The sequence below is a fragment of the Nostoc flagelliforme FACHB-838 genome (assembly GCF_014698065.1).
In the GTDB taxonomy this organism is placed as follows: Bacteria; Cyanobacteriota; Cyanobacteriia; order Cyanobacteriales; family Nostocaceae; genus Nostoc; species Nostoc flagelliforme_B.
Genome location: NZ_JACJSI010000003.1, coordinates 143,779 through 159,884 on the forward strand (window position 1 = coordinate 143,779; position 16,106 = coordinate 159,884).

A 16,106-nucleotide genomic window follows, 5' to 3' on the forward strand; every position below is an offset into this window, starting at 1 on the left:
ATTAAAGCCTTTTTAGCCAAGTGTCTAAAGCAATATCGACTAGCTCATTCAAAGTTTTTCGAGATTTAATAGCATTTTGATACTCTTGATGTCGTCTTTTATTATTTATAATTTTAACCATCCAAATAGTTGCCCTACAGTTAATTGTAGATCACTGACTAAATCGGGAACTGGTAATATTTCTTGTTCTTCTTGTAAAAGTTCTGGCTGCTGCTTTGGTGGATAGACTAAAACAGAACGATCGCCTGGATCAATTAACCAACCTAAACGACTACCATATTTTAAACAATGTAGAATATTTCCGGTTACTTTAGTCTGGCTTTGATCAGGTGAAAGAATCTCAATTGTCCAGTCTGGATGCGTGTGAAAAACATTTGCCACATCTCCACTTTCATCTAAAGGAATTCGTTCCCAAGCAAATACAGCGACATCAGGTACAATTGAGCGTCCGCCAAAAGTACACCGCAATTCTGGGAAAGCTAGAGCAATCTTTCGACTTTCAACTATCTCGTTTATACCTGTGACTAACTTTCCCTGTAATTTACTATGTTTTCCTTGAGGCATTGGCTTTTGGATAATTTGACCGTTGATGTATTCTGAGCTAGGCTTTGTTTCTGGTAATTTCAAAAACTCTTCTAAGGTTAGGGGTTTAGTTGGTGATTTTACCATCTGATTGTACTTCCCATTTAATTTAATTAATTATCCTAAATAAGCCTTTTTAACTCGTTCATCACTAATTAATTCTGATGCTCCACCAGTTAAGGTAATAGAACCGGCTTCTAGAACATAACCGCGGTCGGCAATTTGTAATGCAAGATTAGCGTTTTGTTCCACTAACAAAATAGTCACGCCTGTAGCACGGAGATTTTCAATAATTGAGAAGATTTCGCGGACGATCGCAGGTGCTAAACCTAAGCTAGGCTCGTCTAAGAGTAAGAGTTGTGGTTTACTCATTACAGCACGAGCGATCGCTAACATTTGTTGTTCACCACCACTGAGGGTTCCTGCTAGTTGATTGCGTCTTTGTGACAAACGCGGAAATAGCTCAAATTGGCGCTGAATATCTGCTTTTATCTCTGCTTGATTGGAGCGAATATAAGCACCCAAGAGTAAATTATCCAATACTGTTTGCCGCGCTAATACTCTGCGTCCTTCAGGGCAATGGGCGATACCAAGTTGTACAACTTCGTGAGTTTGGCGACGGTTAATATTATGTCCATTATAGATAATTACGCCACTCTTAGGATTAACTACTTTAGATATAGCGCGGAGTGTAGTAGTTTTACCCGCACCATTAGCACCAATTAGAGTAACTACCTCGCCTTTTTTAATAATTAAATTAATCTTTTTTAAAGCTTGGATGCCGCCATAATTAACATCAAGTTCTTGAACTTCTAAAATTGTATACTCTGGTTTGCTATCGGATTTCATCGGCGGCTTACATCCAGAAATGTTAATTCAAAACCTAACATACATCAATCATACATTTCTTGAAACAGTGCGAGGGCGAATAGCCCGTCTGAGACTTTGTTTCAATTTAAAAACTAACGCTAGAATACTGCAATCTTTAATGATGTACTATTAATTACTGATAAAGATATCAAATGTTCTGTGGCAAAAGTAGCAGATATTGGTAGCAAGCGACTAATTAATTTAGCTCCCGATGCCTGGGTAAAGTGGGTGACACAGCGTCCTGAAGTCGTGGCAAAAGAAATTCTCGGCTCTGAGTTTCATTGGATTAGCCGGGAAACAGATGTGTTAGTGAAAGCATACAGTGCTACTCACGGAGATTTTCTAGTATTAAATGAACTACAGTTGCGTTACACGGCACAGATGCCTCTACGGATGAGAGCTTATGCTGCCTTGGCACAAGAACGCTACCGATTGCCAACTTACCCAGTACTGATCAACATTTTACCGCCTTCATCCACCTTAACTATTGTCAATAGTTACGAGCAGGAATTTTTGGGATTACGTGCCATCCAAGATTATCGTGTGATTAATTTGTGGGAAATCGATGCTGAAGTGGTATTTGAGCAATCACTACCATCCTTATTACCCTTTGTGCCAATCCTGCGAGGAGGGGGAGAGGTATCAGTTGTGCAACGAGCATTACAGGCGCTACGAGCCGATGAACAGTTGAACGAATTAGAATCATTGCTGGCATTTTTTGCTAGCTTTGTGTTAGACACGCCTTTAGTGCAACAAATCATGAGGTGGGATATGGCAGTATTGCGAGAATCGCCTTGGTATCAGGAAATTGAGCAAAAAGGTATTCAGCAGGGTGCGCGACGGCAGCTAATCCGCGTATTGGAACAACGCTTTGGCGAAATTCCTCATGAAGTGGAAGTAAGGTTTGAGGGCGAGAGTGTGGAAAAATTGGAAAGCTTAATGGATAGCGCGATCGCTGTGAGTTCTTTAGAAGAATTTGTGAGTATTTTGTCTACATAAATTCATTCATTTCCCAAATAAGCTTCAATTACAGCCGGATCATTTCTAACTATAGATGGTTCACCCAATGCAATTAATTGCCCAAAATCTAACACCGCAATGCGATCGCACAAACCCATAACCAATGGTACATGGTGTTCTATGAGGATGATCGTTAAATTGAAGCGATCGCGCAGGCTACGGATAAATTCACTCAATTGCTGCTTTTCATTGGGGTTCATCCCCGCCGCCGGTTCGTCGAGGAGTAAAATTTGCGGTTGTAATGCCAAAGCGCGGGCAATTTCTAGCCGACGCTGATCGCCGTAAGCAAAGTTTTTAGCTTTTTCGTCAGCGCGATCGCTCAATCCCACCAAATCCAATAAATCTAAAGCTTTTTGCTTAGTTTTTAATTCTTCACTAGGCGCTGGTGGTAATCCTAAAACACCTGTAATCATATTACTTTTAGTGTGTAAATGTCGGGCGATTATCACATTTTCTAACGCCGACAATTCCCCAAACAAGCGGATATTTTGGAATGTACGGGCGATACCTAAAGCAGCAATTCGATGGGGACGCAGTTGAGAAACTTCTGCACCTTGATAAATTAATTTACCGCTAGAAGGTGGAATGAAAGCAGTAATTAAATTAAACAGTGTTGTTTTCCCAGCACCATTAGGGCCAATCAGTCCAAAAATCTCATGTTTATTTACACTAAAAGATACATTATTTACCGCCACTAAACCACCAAAGCGGCGAGTCAATGCTCTTGCTTCTAAGACAATACTGCTGTTAGTTTGTGAAATACTATGTAACATTTTTGCATATTATTATGAATATATGAACCATGCAATAACTCTCTAAAACTTTTCTTACTTCGCGCCCTTTGCGTGCTTGGCGGTTCGTTTTTTCCTCTGAAAAATATCTGGAGTAATTAGCCCTTGGGGAAAAAAGATTGTACCTATTACTATTAGTAAGCCAAAAATAATTAATCTCCCATCGCGCAAAAACTGTGCTAGCCAACTAGGTAAACCACCAGTATCAGCAAGGCTTCGCAGAATTTCTGGTAAGGCTGTAAACACCATACCTCCAACTACCGGCCCTAAAAAACTTCTCGAACCACCAATTAAAACAAAAGTTAAATATATAATACTGCTATCAAAAGTACCTTGACGAGCATTCCAGGTATTAAGGAAGTGGGCGCTAATTGCACCTACCATCCCTGCAAGTATAGCCCCTAAAGTAAAGGCTAAAACTTTGTAATAAGTTGGATCAATTCCCATTGCACCCGCAGCTAATTCATCTTCGCGGATAGCGATAAAAGCCCTTCCTACGCGGATGCGTTCTAAACGGTAAAGTAACACCATACTAATTAATAGTAATGGCAAAGCAATCCATAAATATTCAAGTTGTGTTTGGAAAGGTTGAGGAATACCAAAAATTCCGACAGCACCGCCTGTAATGTCTAGATTGAGGGAGATGACGCGCAGAACTTCTACAAAAGCGATAGTTGCGATCGCTAAATAGATTCCTCGCAATCTTAATGCTGGGATTCCCACCAATACACCTAATAAACCACAAATTATTCCAGCAACTAACATTTCCAATAACAACAATGGAATGGGAAATAAACTATTGCTAGAGGTTAAGATTGTTGTAGATAAAATTGCGGCAATATACCCACCTAAAGCATAAAAGCCTGGACTAGCTAAAGACAATTGCCCTGTCATTAGCGGTAAGTAAAGCGATAACCCTAGTAGCGCCCCCAATACCATAGAAACAATTAGAGAACCGTAAGTAGCAAAAAAGTCAGTCATTTTAATACATTGTGATTAAGCTTAATCAAACTATCACTTTTATCAACTACTAAGCTGTTAACATTTGCTCTGCTGTCAACTCTTCCAAAAATTGCTCAAAAGTTAGTTTTTACTTAGTGTATGTTTTCATCTGGCTACGTTTCTTTAAACCTTCTGAATAAACCGTCGTCCTAGCAAACCTTGGGGTCTAACTAATAGCATCATAAACAAAATTCCAAAGGCTACTGCGTCTTTATATCCAGAGTATTCGGTGGGTACAAATGCCTCCACTAATCCAATTACCAAGCCTCCCACTACCGCACCAGGAATACTACCTAAACCACCTAAGACAATTACCGCTAAACCCCGCAAACCAAAAGCAATGCCGAAATATGGCCCTGCAATACTAACACTAGAGGCGACTAAAGTTCCTGCTAATCCTGCTAAAAAACTGCTGATGAAGAATGTTAAAATTATAAAGCGATCGCTATTAATTCCTAACAAACTAGCTGTAGTTGGATCTTCTGCGATCGCTTGCATTGCCTTACCATATTTAGTCCGATTGATAAAATAGGTAAGAATAGCCACAATCACTACTGATACAGTAAAAATTACCACCTGAACGCTGCGGATCGGAATTGGATTTTCTTGACTACCGAAGTTAATCGCAGGTGGCAAATTGCCATAAGTATTTGCAGGGTATGTGTAACTTTCTGCGCCTACTAAATACTGGATTAAATTCACAATTACTACTGCTACCCCTAAACTGGAAACAACAGTTAGTAAAGGATCAGATCCTTGACGGCGTAGAGGTTGAAAAGCAACGCGTTCCATCACAACCCCTACCAATCCCGCCAAGATGCTTCCTAAAATCAAAGATATAGCAAAAGGTAATTTTATCGGTAGGGCTGCATTAGCCAACAAGCCATTAAATCCAAAGTTCCCACCCATAAGTGCATAAGTGAAATATGCACCCAAGGTAAAAATCGCGCCATGAGCTAAATTAATAATGCCCAAAATAGAATAAACCAAGGTATAACCTAAGGCAAAAATTGCATAGACGCTACCAATGGATAACCCATTTAATAATTGCTGCAAAAATAGATTTATATTCATGTAGCAACTATTTTAAAAATGTGAATTTACCTTGACTTCCGTCGTTTTGCATCTTTATTTGGGCTACATAAAAATCTTTTTGTACAACTTCGCCTATGGGAGTAAAACCAATTTCGCCCAACGGTGTATTGTATGTTCCTCCAAGTATCTGTTTGTTTAACTGCGTCCGTAATTCTGGTAGCTGTAATTTGTTGACTTTGCTGTTTTTATCTAAAGATTGGAGTGCTTCAACATAAACCTGGACTGCTGCAAAAGCTTGAGCGCTAAATTGTGGTGGTTCTTTTTTATATTCGTCAATATAAGCTTTACGAAAGGCAGCGTTAATTTCGCTTGGATGTTCTGGACTGTAAGCTTGAGCAATCAATACGCCATCACAAAGTGCTTTACAAACTGACAATAAATTTGATGTATTTAAACCATTTCCACCCACAATTAAGCCTTTATAACCAAGTTCCCGCAATTGTCGGACTAAATTACCACCATCAGCAGCCAAGCCGGAAATAATTACTAAATCTGGCTTTAAATTAATCGCATTGGTAGCTTGGCTTTGAAAATCTGTATCACTGGTTTGGAACTTTTGTACTGTTACCAATTCCAGCCCTTGATCCTTAACTGTTTGCTGAAATATTTCTGTTTCTGACTTGCTAAATGCATCATTTTGAGCGTAGAAAACTGCGACTTTTTTAAGTTGCGGGTTCTGTTTAAGTGCAGCTTTCACCGAATTGGGTGCAACAACAGAAACTGGTGCAGAAACACGAGCAACGTAATCACCAATTTCCGGAATATTTTTAGCAGTATTTGATGGGCCAATAATTGGTACTTTGGCACGTTCGGCAACGGGAGCAGCACTGAAGGCTTGCTGTGATAAAGTCGGGCCGACAATACCAATAACTTTATCTTTGTTAATTAAAGTTTGAAAAGCGTTAATTGCCCCTGCTTCATCACCGCTAGTATCTTGAAATACCAATTTAATGGGTGTGCCATTAACACCACCTTTATTATTAAAATACTTTTCAGCAAGTTTAGCTCCAGCGACTTGCTCTTGACCTAGTAATGCCACGTTACTAGTTTGGGCAACAGCAATACCTATGGGAATAGCACTTGACAGTGTACCCGTTGTTGCTGTGGTATTGGTTGCAGTGCTATCTGGACTATTAGTTGGAGAAGTTGTCACTGTGCTAGTGCCACCACCACAACCTGTTAGTAGCAAAGTGCAAGTTGATAATAATGCTGTTGTCCGAGCGATCGCGTTGTTCATCGTTAGATAGTCATGTAGTTATCAGATAGTCGGCATACGCATCCATCTGCAAACAAAATGACGCAGATTCATACCTTTGCCCGAATTCTATTAAATCATTCTTATTTCACCATGCAAAGACAAATATTCAAAGTCTTTATAAATACACAATTATTATAATTAGCAATGATTTTATCATTTCCAGGTAAAACTTGGGAATCGTTAAGCGTAAGCGCTGTCAGGTGTCAAATGTTCTAGTCTAACTTAGGTATCTCAACTCATCAGCCGATTAGCAACGAGTATTCAACTACGTTAATGTTTGTCCAGATTTAAATTGTGAATATAAACAAACTTTTACCTAAAACTTACTTTGATATAGTTTAATTTAATTAGTGTTGATGTAACAGCTGAGAATAGCAAATATATCACACGAAAATTGTGAGTTTTAACTAGACATTGTAAAGCTTTGTAACTGTTTTCCGTAACTCTAGAGCTGAAACTGATTCCAAATATGTGAGTGATTTCATCGTTCAATATCACTCAAACTGAATGAAAAACTCAGGAATAAAACTTTACATTTGTCTAACTTTTTCCAACCAAACACAGACTGGTATTAAGGAGGAAGACATTAGATTTTATGAAAAGGAAATTTTCAATTTTAGCAGGCACAACATCGGTGATTTTATCCCTGGTAAGCCAACCAGTTCTTGCCGTTTGGAATGGGCCTCAGAGTCTGGGAGGTATAGCCACCTCAAATCCTAGTTGTACTTCCTTAGGTACAAATCAGGTTATCTGTGCCGTTCGAGGAACCGATAATGCACTTTTTGTGAATCGGTTTAATGGCAGTTCTTGGAGTGGGTATCAGAGTCTGGGAGGTATAATCACCTCAAACCCTAGTTGTGCTTCTTTAGGTACAAATCAGGCTATCTGTGCGGGTCTAGGAACTGATAATGCACTTTATGTGAATCGATTTAATGGCAGTTCTTGGAGTGGGTATCAGAATCTGGGAGGTATAGCTACCTCAGATCCTAGTTGTACTTCCTTAGGTACAAATCAGGCTATTTGTGCCGTCCGAGGAACCGATAATGCACTTTTTGTGAATCGGTTTAATGGCAGTTCTTGGAGTGGGTATCAGAGTCTCGGAGGTATAATCACCTCAAACCCTAGTTGTACTTCTTTCGGTACAAATCAGGCTATCTGTGCAGGTCTAGGAACCAATAATGCACTTTTTGTGAATCGGTTTAATGGCAGTTCTTGGAGTGGTTATCAGAATCTGGGAGGTATAGCCACCTCAGATCCTAGCTGTACTCGCTTAGGTACAAGTGAGGCTATCTGTACCGTCCGAGGAACCGATAATGCACTGTTTGTGAATCGGTTTAATGGCAGTTCTTGGAGTGGGTATCAGAGTCTGGGAGGTATAGTCACCTCAAACCCTAGTTGTGCTTCTTTCGGTACAAGTCAGGCTATCTGTGCGGGTCTAGGAACTGATAATGCACTTTATGTGAATCGGTTTAATGGCAGTTCCTGGAGTGGTTATCAGAATCTGGGAGGTATATACACCTCAGATCCTAGTTGTACTCGCTTAGGTACAAGTCAGGCTATCTGTGCCGGTCTCGGAACCAATAATGCACTTTTTGTTAATACTGGCCCATAGTTAGGAATTTTCAGTCCTAGAGTCTTAGGGGCGCAAGTCTTTGCGCCCCTATAAATATAGAAATAATTATGGGATAATTTATTTTTTGCAAGTCCCTTATTAAGACCCTTTTTCACTACCAGCTAATTCTTTAGGTTCATAGTGACGGCAACCGTTACATGGGCCTTCAGGATTGACAGCACAACGCATGTAGCCAGATCGGGCATTAAATTTGCAGCTGATATCGCCAATCAGATAACCCACCCCTTCCAAATAATAGCGATCGCTTTCAACCGGTCTAAGGTTTTGCTGTCTCTGTACTGGTGGAAAATTCATCGCTGCTTGTCTAAGCCGTAAGCGCGATCGCGCATGGGTTTTGCGGATCGCCCACAGGGAAATTAGGGACGGTAAAAAACCAACGGCAATTACTAAAAGTGTCTTTAACACCTTCTTTTTACCTCTTTTGTGCGCTGATTGATTGTCCCTGATGTTACACTCTGGTTTTACGGAAGTGCAAATATTAGGGCAGCTAGCTGTGCCTCTTTGCAAACATAGTTGCTAGCAAAGAGACAATGGCAGTATTGTATCTAGCAATTTTGAGGAAGAAGTTTTTTCTGCCACTTCAATCAGCATAACTGTTACAACCTCAAGGGTGAGATGCCGTTTAATGTTGATAATTTTAAGATTTGTTGACTAATACCTTTTTTAACGAATGTTTTGTGTCAGTCTTAGCGCGACTCTCGTTTTTTCTCTGTTGTTGTGATACTAATCTTTTTTTAGTTTGCTGACGAAGTTGCTGTGCTAACAGTGCGGCTTCCCTTTCGGCTCGGAATAAATCAATTCTTCGCGTTGTCAAAATAAATGATTCGTCCGGTTTTCGTTTCACCCAAGGAACGCAAACTGCAAAATACTGACAAATCTCTTTGCATGGCTCCTGATTGATACCTGGGTAACGTTTTTGAGTATTCAACGTGTTAGCGATCGCTTTCAACTCTAATATCGCTGCCTCTAACTCTCTTGCCATCTGATTGATGCGTTCGACTTGTGCGTTCAAACGCTCCTGTTCACTAATGGTTTTTTCCTTTTGGGGACGCAGTGGCACTATAGCAGCGCTTACAGATGTAGGCTGCAACAGCGAAACTTTCAGTAAAATAGGCTTTTTGTTCGTGTCTTGGATGTTTTTCATACTACCTCAAGTAAGGCTAGCTAACTTGTAAGGCATTTTAACAGCAATATAGTACTTTTGTACTAAGAAGGTTATTGAAGAGTGAAGGTCTTGGTATGGGACAGGCGATTGTGCTTGATGCAATCCTTCGTAGCCTGCTGCCGTAGGCATCGCTAAAAGTCGTTGAGTGGGGGCTTTGCTCTTGGCGTAACCGCCCGCAGGAATGGGATCTTTTTTTAACTGTAAGTCTCTGAGCGATCGCATAACGCACAGAAATTAATTATAAAGGTGCATTAGTAACATAATGCACCTTTATAATTATTTGTTAATCAACAAAAAACGATTAAATCGTAAACGTTATGTCCCACTTAGACAAGTGCAAATTCTCCATGATTGGTTGGAAGGAAAACGCCAATCAAGACAATCTGGGCGTGTAGAATAGCACAGCGCCCAATTTCATCAGGATTAGCATGACCTTCAACTATCAAAAGATCATCTTTCTCTAACAAGCGACTCAAAGAGGATATTAATCTGTTAAAAATGACATTTTAGTTAAAAATGACAAATAATTAGTGAATGTACATTTGAAAATACTTAGAAAGTGGGTGACGAGGGAATCGAACCCGCAACCAATAGATTAAGAGTCTACTGCTCTACCGTTGAGCTAGTCACCCACACGAAAAACAATCATAGCACAACTTTTGAGAATTTAGCTAGTGCCACACCCAAAAACGAATTAAAAGGAGAATTTGACGGTAAAGGTGGTTTGACCTGCTGCACTCTGTACATAGATTGAGCCGCCTAAATGTCTGACCATTTTCTGCACTAATGCTAATTCCAGTCCAGTGCCACTATGTTTCCAAGGATCATGTTTGGAAAGATGATAGAAAGGCTCAAAAATCCGTGACAGTTCATTGCTGTTAAGCTCTATTCCAGAATTGGTAATATTAAGCTCTACTGCATCCCCTGTCAGGTGAGCAGAGACTGTGATGGATTCGCCTGCTGGGGTGTACTTGCAGGCATGGTTAAGCAGTTCGGTGACAATCCGCTCCAAATCAGTAATATCTGTTTCCAAAGGCGGCAGCGCATGATCAACCGTTAGATTTAACTGCTGTCGCTGGCAGTTGGTCAGGTCTCGAAAAGACTCGATAATGGGATGAAGCCAGCTTTGAAGGTCAATGGCAATCAATGTTGGGGCAGCGGGTTCGGCTTCAAGATATGTGAGTGTAAGGAGGTCGTTAATTAACTTACTTTCTCGCCCACACTCGTTATGGAGAATCTGCAAGAGTTGCGGAACTATTTCTATCTCTGATATTTCTGCTGGCGTGAGGACACTTTCAAGTGTTTGCACTGCAAGGCTGATACTTGTTATCGGTGTCCGCAGTTCTTGGGACAGGTTTCTGAGAAATTGGTTTTTGAGCCGATCACATTTTTCTAGTTCTTTTACCTGTGCCTGGTTTTGTTTATAAAGCTGGGCTTGACGAATGGCGATCGCACATTCATTTGCTACCTGCTGCACTAGCTCGATTTCAAATTCATCAAAGGCTTCTTGTGATGGTCTTGTTAACCAAATATTTCCCAAAATCCCTTGAGTATCGAAAATTGGACAAGCCATCTGGGACATAACTAGCAATTTTGGTTGCCATCCCGGGACAATTTCCAAAAATTGCAATGGTTGTTTTTGTAATAACGGTTGATAAATTTCGGGACGGTTGGCAATCTGTCTAGTCAGACCTTGACTTTGAGGTAGGTTAACGCTGCACTCGTAGGTAATAGTAACCAGAGTTTGGCAATTGCTGTAGAGTTCGATTTGGCAACGGTCAAGCTTTAGCAACTGTGCTAATTCTTGGGTAACAGTCTGCAACACCTGAGTTTCATCCAGGCTGTCGCGGATTTGTTCTGTCATGCGTCGCACCAAGGCTTCAAAGTTTCGCACCTGCTGCAACTGATTAATATGCTTTTGTTTCTGTAACTCTATCTTGGCTTTAAGATCCTGAAGCTGCTGGTGAAGTTCTGCCTGTTGGATAGCAATGCCGATTTGAGTTGCCAACTGTTTAAGCAAGTCAGTTTCCGTTTGCTGCCATTGATGCCCTTGGTGGCAATGCTGGGCAATCAATAGCCCCCACATATTTTGCTCTTTGAAAATCGGCACGACTAAATTGGCTCTTGTCTGCAAAGATGCCAGGAAATCTATATGGCAAGGATGTAAGTCGAGAGCATCAATATCTTCAATAACTTGAATAAAACTTCTTCCGTAGTGTTCTGGATGTTTGCCACTCAAGCCGGGATCGCTGATGTTTTTTCCCAGAACGGGATCGCTTGCAGGTATAGTTGATTCGGCAATGATTACTCCATTGCCATTAGCCTCAAAGCGATAAATGAAGACGCGATCGCAATTCAAAAACTGCCGCAGTTCAATTGCTGTCTGATGTAGAATTGTCTCTAATTCTACAGATTGGTGAATTCGTCCAGCGATCGCTTTTAGCAGTTGCTCCCGTTCAGCCTGGAATCTGATCTGTTGTTCTGCTTGCTTAACAGCAGTGATATTACTACTAGTACCAATCACTCGATAAATCTTGGAGTTAGCATCCTTTAGTGGCGTAAGAGTTGTACTCCACCAAGTGGGAATTCCCTGGAATTGCAAACATTGTTCGTAAGAGATAGTTGTGCCAAAGCTTACACAGTCAGCATAATGTTGACGTACCTTAGCAGCATCGATGGGGGAGAGAATATCTTCTGGTTTTTTGCCCCGAAGATCATCTGAGCGAATGCCTATCCACCGTTCATGAGTGGGATTAAGTGCCACATATCGAAAATCTCCTTCTTCCAAAACATCAACTACAAATATTGATGCCTGCAAAGAATCGTATATGCTTAGTAGAAACTGTTCGCTACTACTTTTTTCATCTACTTCTGTGCCAAAGAGAATTTGCGGTGGCGGTAATTTTGTCAACTCCATAGTTGATTCCACTGGATTTTTATTCATGCGAGAGTCCCACTCTTGTATTACTGAGTCTTCTAGGCGCTCTCTTGTAATTACGCTTTTAGTAGATGTTTAGCGCCTATGGCAAAGTATTGTCAGCTGTTGCTCATCGAAATTTGGATCTTTCTCTACTTCTTGTCAGAAATCTAGGAAAGCTAATAGGAGTCAGCTTAACAAATCCTGCTTTTTGAAGGCGAAAATACATTTGCAGGTGAAGGCAAATTTACTGAATTTTTTTTTAAGACTTTTTCAGCATTCTTGCATATATCTAAGTATAAACATCAGTATATATCAATTAAATTTATAATTCTTAATATTGGGAGTGGGAACTTGCGTAGGCGTAGCCGCCGCAGGCATCACAATTTGTCAGCATTGGTTCCTGTGAGGATGCCAACCAGTAGCCAAGTGACGGCTAATCCGATGACTTCGCCTAAAAATAGCTGCGTTACGCCGTGTAAAATCATCCCCACAGCAGAACCCACCGGGACAGCAATAGCCCAACTTACCGCAGAGACAAATATCCATCGCCACGCTACAGGCTGGGGAATTGCTAACCATTGTGCTAATCCAATCCCCAAGCCGCCAAGACCACCATAAACAGCCCCTGAAAGGATTCTCAGGGGAAGAATCTGAGTGCTAGGTACAATCCAACCCACAGCACCAATACCGATCGCAGTGATTATACTCCAACCTAAAAGACTTGACAAAATCCACCTGATACAAAATATAGGTTGTTTGAGAAGGCAACCTTGAGGAAGTGCGATCGCAAATGCGCCTATAGCCGCCTCTACCACTCCAATATCTGGCTTTTCGCCGACTTCAATTAAGAATAAACTTAATAAAAATCCGCTAAAAGTCGCTAAAGTCCACAGCAATGTAAAGCCAAATCTAAGGTTTTCAGGCGCGAATGACATCAAAGTTTCTTTGGTTGTAATAGTCTGACAGTTTTAGCATTAAACATCTCAAAAAAACCTTTGCGTCGCTGTTGGGGTGATTCTGGTACGATGTAACCCCACAGACTCTCCCAGTAGAAAAAAGAGATGCCATCAAAATTGCGATCGCGCACTGCTTTAACCTGTTCTCTAATTTGGGCAATTTTCACCGGATTACCTACCGTTCCTGTAGATATACCAATACCTACAGGAATTAGACTTTGAGCCAATTTTACAGGTGGTTGTTCGAGTTGAGCGATAAAAGAGTTTTGATCATTTCGATATACCTGCAAAATTAACTCACTAACTAAACCTTTTTTTACCCAATTTTCCCAATCTTGCAAATAGTATTTGTAGGCAAAAGCTTGATAGTTAGGAGACAAAGATATTTTAACTTTAGGTTTAATTGCCTTGACAGCTTGATAGATTTCTGCCATGAAATCAGTAATTTTGTCTGCCCGCCAACGCATCCATTCTGAGTTAAAAGGGTCGGTAGGAGGACTTTTGCCTTGATGTTCTTGCTGGTAGAGTTCTATAGTGAAGCGATCGTAACCGAACTGTACAGGCATCCCAAAATGGTCGTCAAGCTGAATCCCATCCACATCGTAATCTCTGACTACTTCTAAAATTAACTCTTGCATGAACTCTTGCACTTGTGGATGTAAGGGATTCAACCAAGCTTGTTTATTCACCAGAACATTGTCGATTTCTTCCGGTGGAGCATCTTGAATAGAGTTTATACCTTCTTGCCCAATTGTCAACCAATCGGGATAACGCCTTGCTAATTGTGAATAATGCGGTGTCATGAACCCATATTCAAACCAGGGAATAACTCGCAAATCTTTATTTTTAGCAAGTGTGACTATCTTTGCTAAAACATCCTGTCCACCGTGCATGAAGTTGAGCAAAGGTTGAGTATCCGAACCTGTAGTCATTTTAGCTATAGCACTTTTATAAAAAGTATGCCCTCGGTTCCAGACTACAGGATAAATTGTATTAAAGTTGAGAGCCGATAATTGATTTACAGCACGGTTAATTCCCCAAGGAACAAATAGTACACCACTAGCAACATTAGTGATCCAAACGCCGCGAATTTCTGTAGTTAAAGGTCTTATTTTTTGAGAATAGACTGGCAATGAAGAGGGTGAAAAAACTGTGAAAGCAATTACTAATCCCAAACACAGCAAGTAAAAAATATAACGGCGAGCAACCCGATTCATTTGTAAGCGTGACCTAGTGCGATCGGAATATAAAAGCAAGAATTCAACACCCAGAAGTCAAAACTCAGAATTTATAAGGAGTCGAGAATGATTGGTATATTTATTTATCAAACATTATCCTAATTCTGGAATTATTTTGACTTTTGAATTCTTACATGAATGATAATTTTATGCCAATATGTAAATTAATAAATGTACCTTAGCGGACAATTATCGCTATTTTTAATTAACTTAAACAGTTATACTACTTTAGCCTAAACCTGTGGTGTTATCTCAAGTAATTGTAATCCAAGAAGTTGTGAATTGGTTACCAAAATACTAAGAGGATGTTTGAAAAGTTTTCTTCTCGGTAACAAAACATTCTAGATCCTCCTAAATCTCCCTTAAAAAGGGGGACTTTGATTCCGGTTCCCCCCTTAAAAAGGGGGACTAGGGGGGATCAGTTAGTGCCTAAAATCACAGCCAACCACTTTTCAAACAACCTCTAAGGAATCATCGCCACCTTGATTACCTGTCGCGCCTTCATCTGAGAAAACACCTGTTCTAAATCTTTTAATGGTCGCTGTTCACTAATAAGCAACTCAAAGGGATTTTTGCGACTTGCTATAAGTGCAAGCGCCGATCGCACATACTCTGGTGTATTATGAAACACGCCTTTTATAGTTAATTCGCTATAGTGTAGCTGTTCTGTGTTGACGGTAATGCTGGTATCGCGTGGACATCCACCGAATAAGTTCACTGTTGCACCAGGACGGGCGCAGGCGATCGCAGTTTCCCAAACGCTTGGTACACCAGTAGCTTCAATTACCACATCTGCGCCCCATCCTTGGGTAAGTTCTTTCACCACACTGGGAATGTCTGAAATTTGATGATAATTAAAGGTCTGGGTTGCACCCAATTTCTGACCAATTTCTAGTCTGTGGTTATTACCTCCCCACAGCAAAACCTCAGCTTTCTCACTCAACGCCGCCACAAACATCAGCCCGATCGCCCCATCTCCTAAGACGACTACTTGATCTTTGGGCTTAATATTAGAACGCGCTACACCATGCAACACACAAGCTAGAGGTTCCGTCATCGCTGCCAATTCCCACGGCAACTCATTGGGAATCTGCAACAAATTATGCTGTACTATCGGTGCAGGAATTTTTAAGTATTCCGCAAAAGTTCCATTATTCCAGGTCAAATTTGGACATAATGAATATTCTTGCCGTTGACAAAAAAAGCACTTCATACAGGGAGCAGAATTATTAGCGACAACGCGATCGCCCACTTGCCAATTTGTCACCCCTGCACCTAAGGCAACAATTTGCCCAGCAGCTTCGTGACCAAACAGCGTTGGCGGTATCAGCATCCTGGCATGACCACCACGCCGCCAGACTTTCAAATCTGTACCACAAGTTGTTGCTGCCCCCACCTGGATCACAACTTCGCCAGCCGCCGGAGTGGGGTCAGGAACTTCCTCTAGGCGTAAATCTTCTTGTCCATGAAGTAACGCTGCTAACAAAACTTTAAACCTATCAATTAAATTAGCTCCATCCGATTTTATCAGTTGGAGCTAATTGATAGGTCTAAATTAAATCAGTATTGATTTTTA

General features: G+C 40.8%; 15 protein-coding genes and 1 tRNA gene. 2 read left to right on the top strand and 14 right to left on the bottom strand.

Annotated features, from left to right (window positions below; genetic code table 11):
• Positions 1–105 precede the first annotated feature (105 nt).
• Both H6G97_RS02745 and H6G97_RS02750 read right to left on the bottom strand, forming a co-directional pair.
• Positions 106–669, bottom strand: a complete 564-nt coding sequence (locus H6G97_RS02745; RefSeq protein ID WP_190939186.1) for a Uma2 family endonuclease — start codon at positions 667–669, stop codon at positions 106–108.
• Positions 670–699: 30 nt separating this feature from the next.
• Complete coding sequence (locus tag H6G97_RS02750; RefSeq protein ID WP_190939187.1) at positions 700–1,431, bottom strand: ABC transporter ATP-binding protein; 732 nt, start codon at positions 1,429–1,431, stop codon at positions 700–702.
• A 180-nt stretch (positions 1,432–1,611) separates the two neighbouring features.
• On the opposite strand from H6G97_RS02750, the gene H6G97_RS02755 reads away from it, so the two are divergent.
• Positions 1,612–2,451: a DUF4351 domain-containing protein gene (locus tag H6G97_RS02755; RefSeq protein ID WP_190939188.1), complete on the top strand. Its 840-nt coding sequence runs from the start codon at positions 1,612–1,614 to the stop codon at positions 2,449–2,451.
• A gap of 2 nt (positions 2,452–2,453) precedes the next feature.
• Here the strand turns inward: H6G97_RS02755 and H6G97_RS02760 are convergent, their stop codons facing one another.
• The 4 genes from H6G97_RS02760 to H6G97_RS02775 form a co-directional block, all read right to left on the bottom strand.
• Positions 2,454–3,245, bottom strand: coding sequence for an ABC transporter ATP-binding protein (locus tag H6G97_RS02760; protein ID WP_190939189.1), 792 nt, complete (start codon positions 3,243–3,245; stop codon positions 2,454–2,456).
• A 54-nt stretch (positions 3,246–3,299) separates the two neighbouring features.
• Positions 3,300–4,244, bottom strand: a complete 945-nt coding sequence (locus H6G97_RS02765; protein ID WP_190939190.1) for a branched-chain amino acid ABC transporter permease — start codon at positions 4,242–4,244, stop codon at positions 3,300–3,302.
• 144 nt (positions 4,245–4,388) lie between these two features.
• Positions 4,389–5,339 carry a branched-chain amino acid ABC transporter permease gene (locus tag H6G97_RS02770; RefSeq protein WP_190939191.1) on the bottom strand — a complete coding sequence of 317 codons (951 nt, stop codon included), beginning with the start codon at positions 5,337–5,339 and terminating at the stop codon, positions 4,389–4,391.
• A 7-nt stretch (positions 5,340–5,346) separates the two neighbouring features.
• Positions 5,347–6,597 (bottom strand): ABC transporter substrate-binding protein, encoded by a 1,251-nt coding sequence (locus tag H6G97_RS02775; RefSeq protein WP_190939192.1) that lies wholly within the window; start codon positions 6,595–6,597, stop codon positions 5,347–5,349.
• Positions 6,598–7,213: 616 nt separating this feature from the next.
• Between H6G97_RS02775 and H6G97_RS02780 the strand changes: the two genes are divergently transcribed.
• Positions 7,214–8,230: a DUF8189 domain-containing protein gene (locus H6G97_RS02780; protein WP_190939193.1), complete on the top strand. Its 1,017-nt coding sequence runs from the start codon at positions 7,214–7,216 to the stop codon at positions 8,228–8,230.
• A 99-nt stretch (positions 8,231–8,329) separates the two neighbouring features.
• Here H6G97_RS02780 and H6G97_RS02785 read toward each other — a convergent pair whose 3' ends face one another.
• From H6G97_RS02785 to H6G97_RS02820, 8 genes are all read right to left on the bottom strand, one after another.
• Complete coding sequence (locus H6G97_RS02785; protein WP_190939194.1) at positions 8,330–8,656, bottom strand: DUF6464 family protein; 327 nt, start codon at positions 8,654–8,656, stop codon at positions 8,330–8,332.
• A 232-nt stretch (positions 8,657–8,888) separates the two neighbouring features.
• Positions 8,889–9,395: a hypothetical protein gene (locus H6G97_RS02790; protein ID WP_190939195.1), complete on the bottom strand. Its 507-nt coding sequence runs from the start codon at positions 9,393–9,395 to the stop codon at positions 8,889–8,891.
• 6 nt (positions 9,396–9,401) lie between these two features.
• Entirely contained in the window at positions 9,402–9,638 is a 237-nt protein-coding gene (locus H6G97_RS02795; protein ID WP_190939196.1) for a hypothetical protein, read from the bottom strand.
• A gap of 338 nt (positions 9,639–9,976) precedes the next feature.
• Positions 9,977–10,048, bottom strand: a tRNA-Lys gene (locus H6G97_RS02800).
• 62 nt (positions 10,049–10,110) lie between these two features.
• A complete protein-coding gene (locus H6G97_RS02805; protein ID WP_190939197.1) occupies positions 10,111–12,360 on the bottom strand; it encodes a PAS domain-containing sensor histidine kinase in 2,250 nt (749 codons plus the stop codon).
• A gap of 353 nt (positions 12,361–12,713) precedes the next feature.
• The gene (locus H6G97_RS02810; RefSeq protein ID WP_190939198.1) at positions 12,714–13,271 is read right to left on the bottom strand and encodes a hypothetical protein; all 558 of its coding nucleotides are present in this window, start codon (positions 13,269–13,271) and stop codon (positions 12,714–12,716) included.
• Positions 13,271–14,509 (bottom strand): glycoside hydrolase family 10-like protein, encoded by a 1,239-nt coding sequence (locus H6G97_RS02815; RefSeq protein WP_190939199.1) that lies wholly within the window; start codon positions 14,507–14,509, stop codon positions 13,271–13,273. The genes H6G97_RS02810 and H6G97_RS02815 overlap by 1 nt, the downstream gene beginning before the upstream one ends.
• 484 nt (positions 14,510–14,993) lie before the next feature.
• Positions 14,994–16,016, bottom strand: a complete 1,023-nt coding sequence (locus tag H6G97_RS02820) for a zinc-dependent alcohol dehydrogenase (RefSeq protein ID WP_190939200.1) — start codon at positions 16,014–16,016, stop codon at positions 14,994–14,996.
• Positions 16,017–16,106: the final 90 nt, after the last annotated feature.

Coding starts and splice junctions, on each gene's coding strand:
- H6G97_RS02775 (WP_190939192.1), bottom strand. CDS start 6,597: ATGAACAACGCGATCGCTCGGACAACAGCATTATTATCAACTTGCACT.
- H6G97_RS02790 (WP_190939195.1), bottom strand. CDS start 9,395: ATGAAAAACATCCAAGACACGAACAAAAAGCCTATTTTACTGAAAGTT.
- H6G97_RS02770 (WP_190939191.1), bottom strand. CDS start 5,339: ATGAATATAAATCTATTTTTGCAGCAATTATTAAATGGGTTATCCATT.
- H6G97_RS02780 (WP_190939193.1), top strand. CDS start 7,214: ATGAAAAGGAAATTTTCAATTTTAGCAGGCACAACATCGGTGATTTTA.
- H6G97_RS02750 (WP_190939187.1), bottom strand. CDS start 1,431: ATGAAATCCGATAGCAAACCAGAGTATACAATTTTAGAAGTTCAAGAA.
- H6G97_RS02765 (WP_190939190.1), bottom strand. CDS start 4,244: ATGACTGACTTTTTTGCTACTTACGGTTCTCTAATTGTTTCTATGGTA.
- H6G97_RS02815 (WP_190939199.1), bottom strand. CDS start 14,509: ATGAATCGGGTTGCTCGCCGTTATATTTTTTACTTGCTGTGTTTGGGA.
- H6G97_RS02760 (WP_190939189.1), bottom strand. CDS start 3,245: ATGTTACATAGTATTTCACAAACTAACAGCAGTATTGTCTTAGAAGCA.
- H6G97_RS02745 (WP_190939186.1), bottom strand. CDS start 669: ATGGTAAAATCACCAACTAAACCCCTAACCTTAGAAGAGTTTTTGAAA.
- H6G97_RS02810 (WP_190939198.1), bottom strand. CDS start 13,271: ATGTCATTCGCGCCTGAAAACCTTAGATTTGGCTTTACATTGCTGTGG.
- H6G97_RS02795 (WP_190939196.1), bottom strand. CDS start 9,638: ATGCGATCGCTCAGAGACTTACAGTTAAAAAAAGATCCCATTCCTGCG.
- H6G97_RS02805 (WP_190939197.1), bottom strand. CDS start 12,360: ATGAATAAAAATCCAGTGGAATCAACTATGGAGTTGACAAAATTACCG.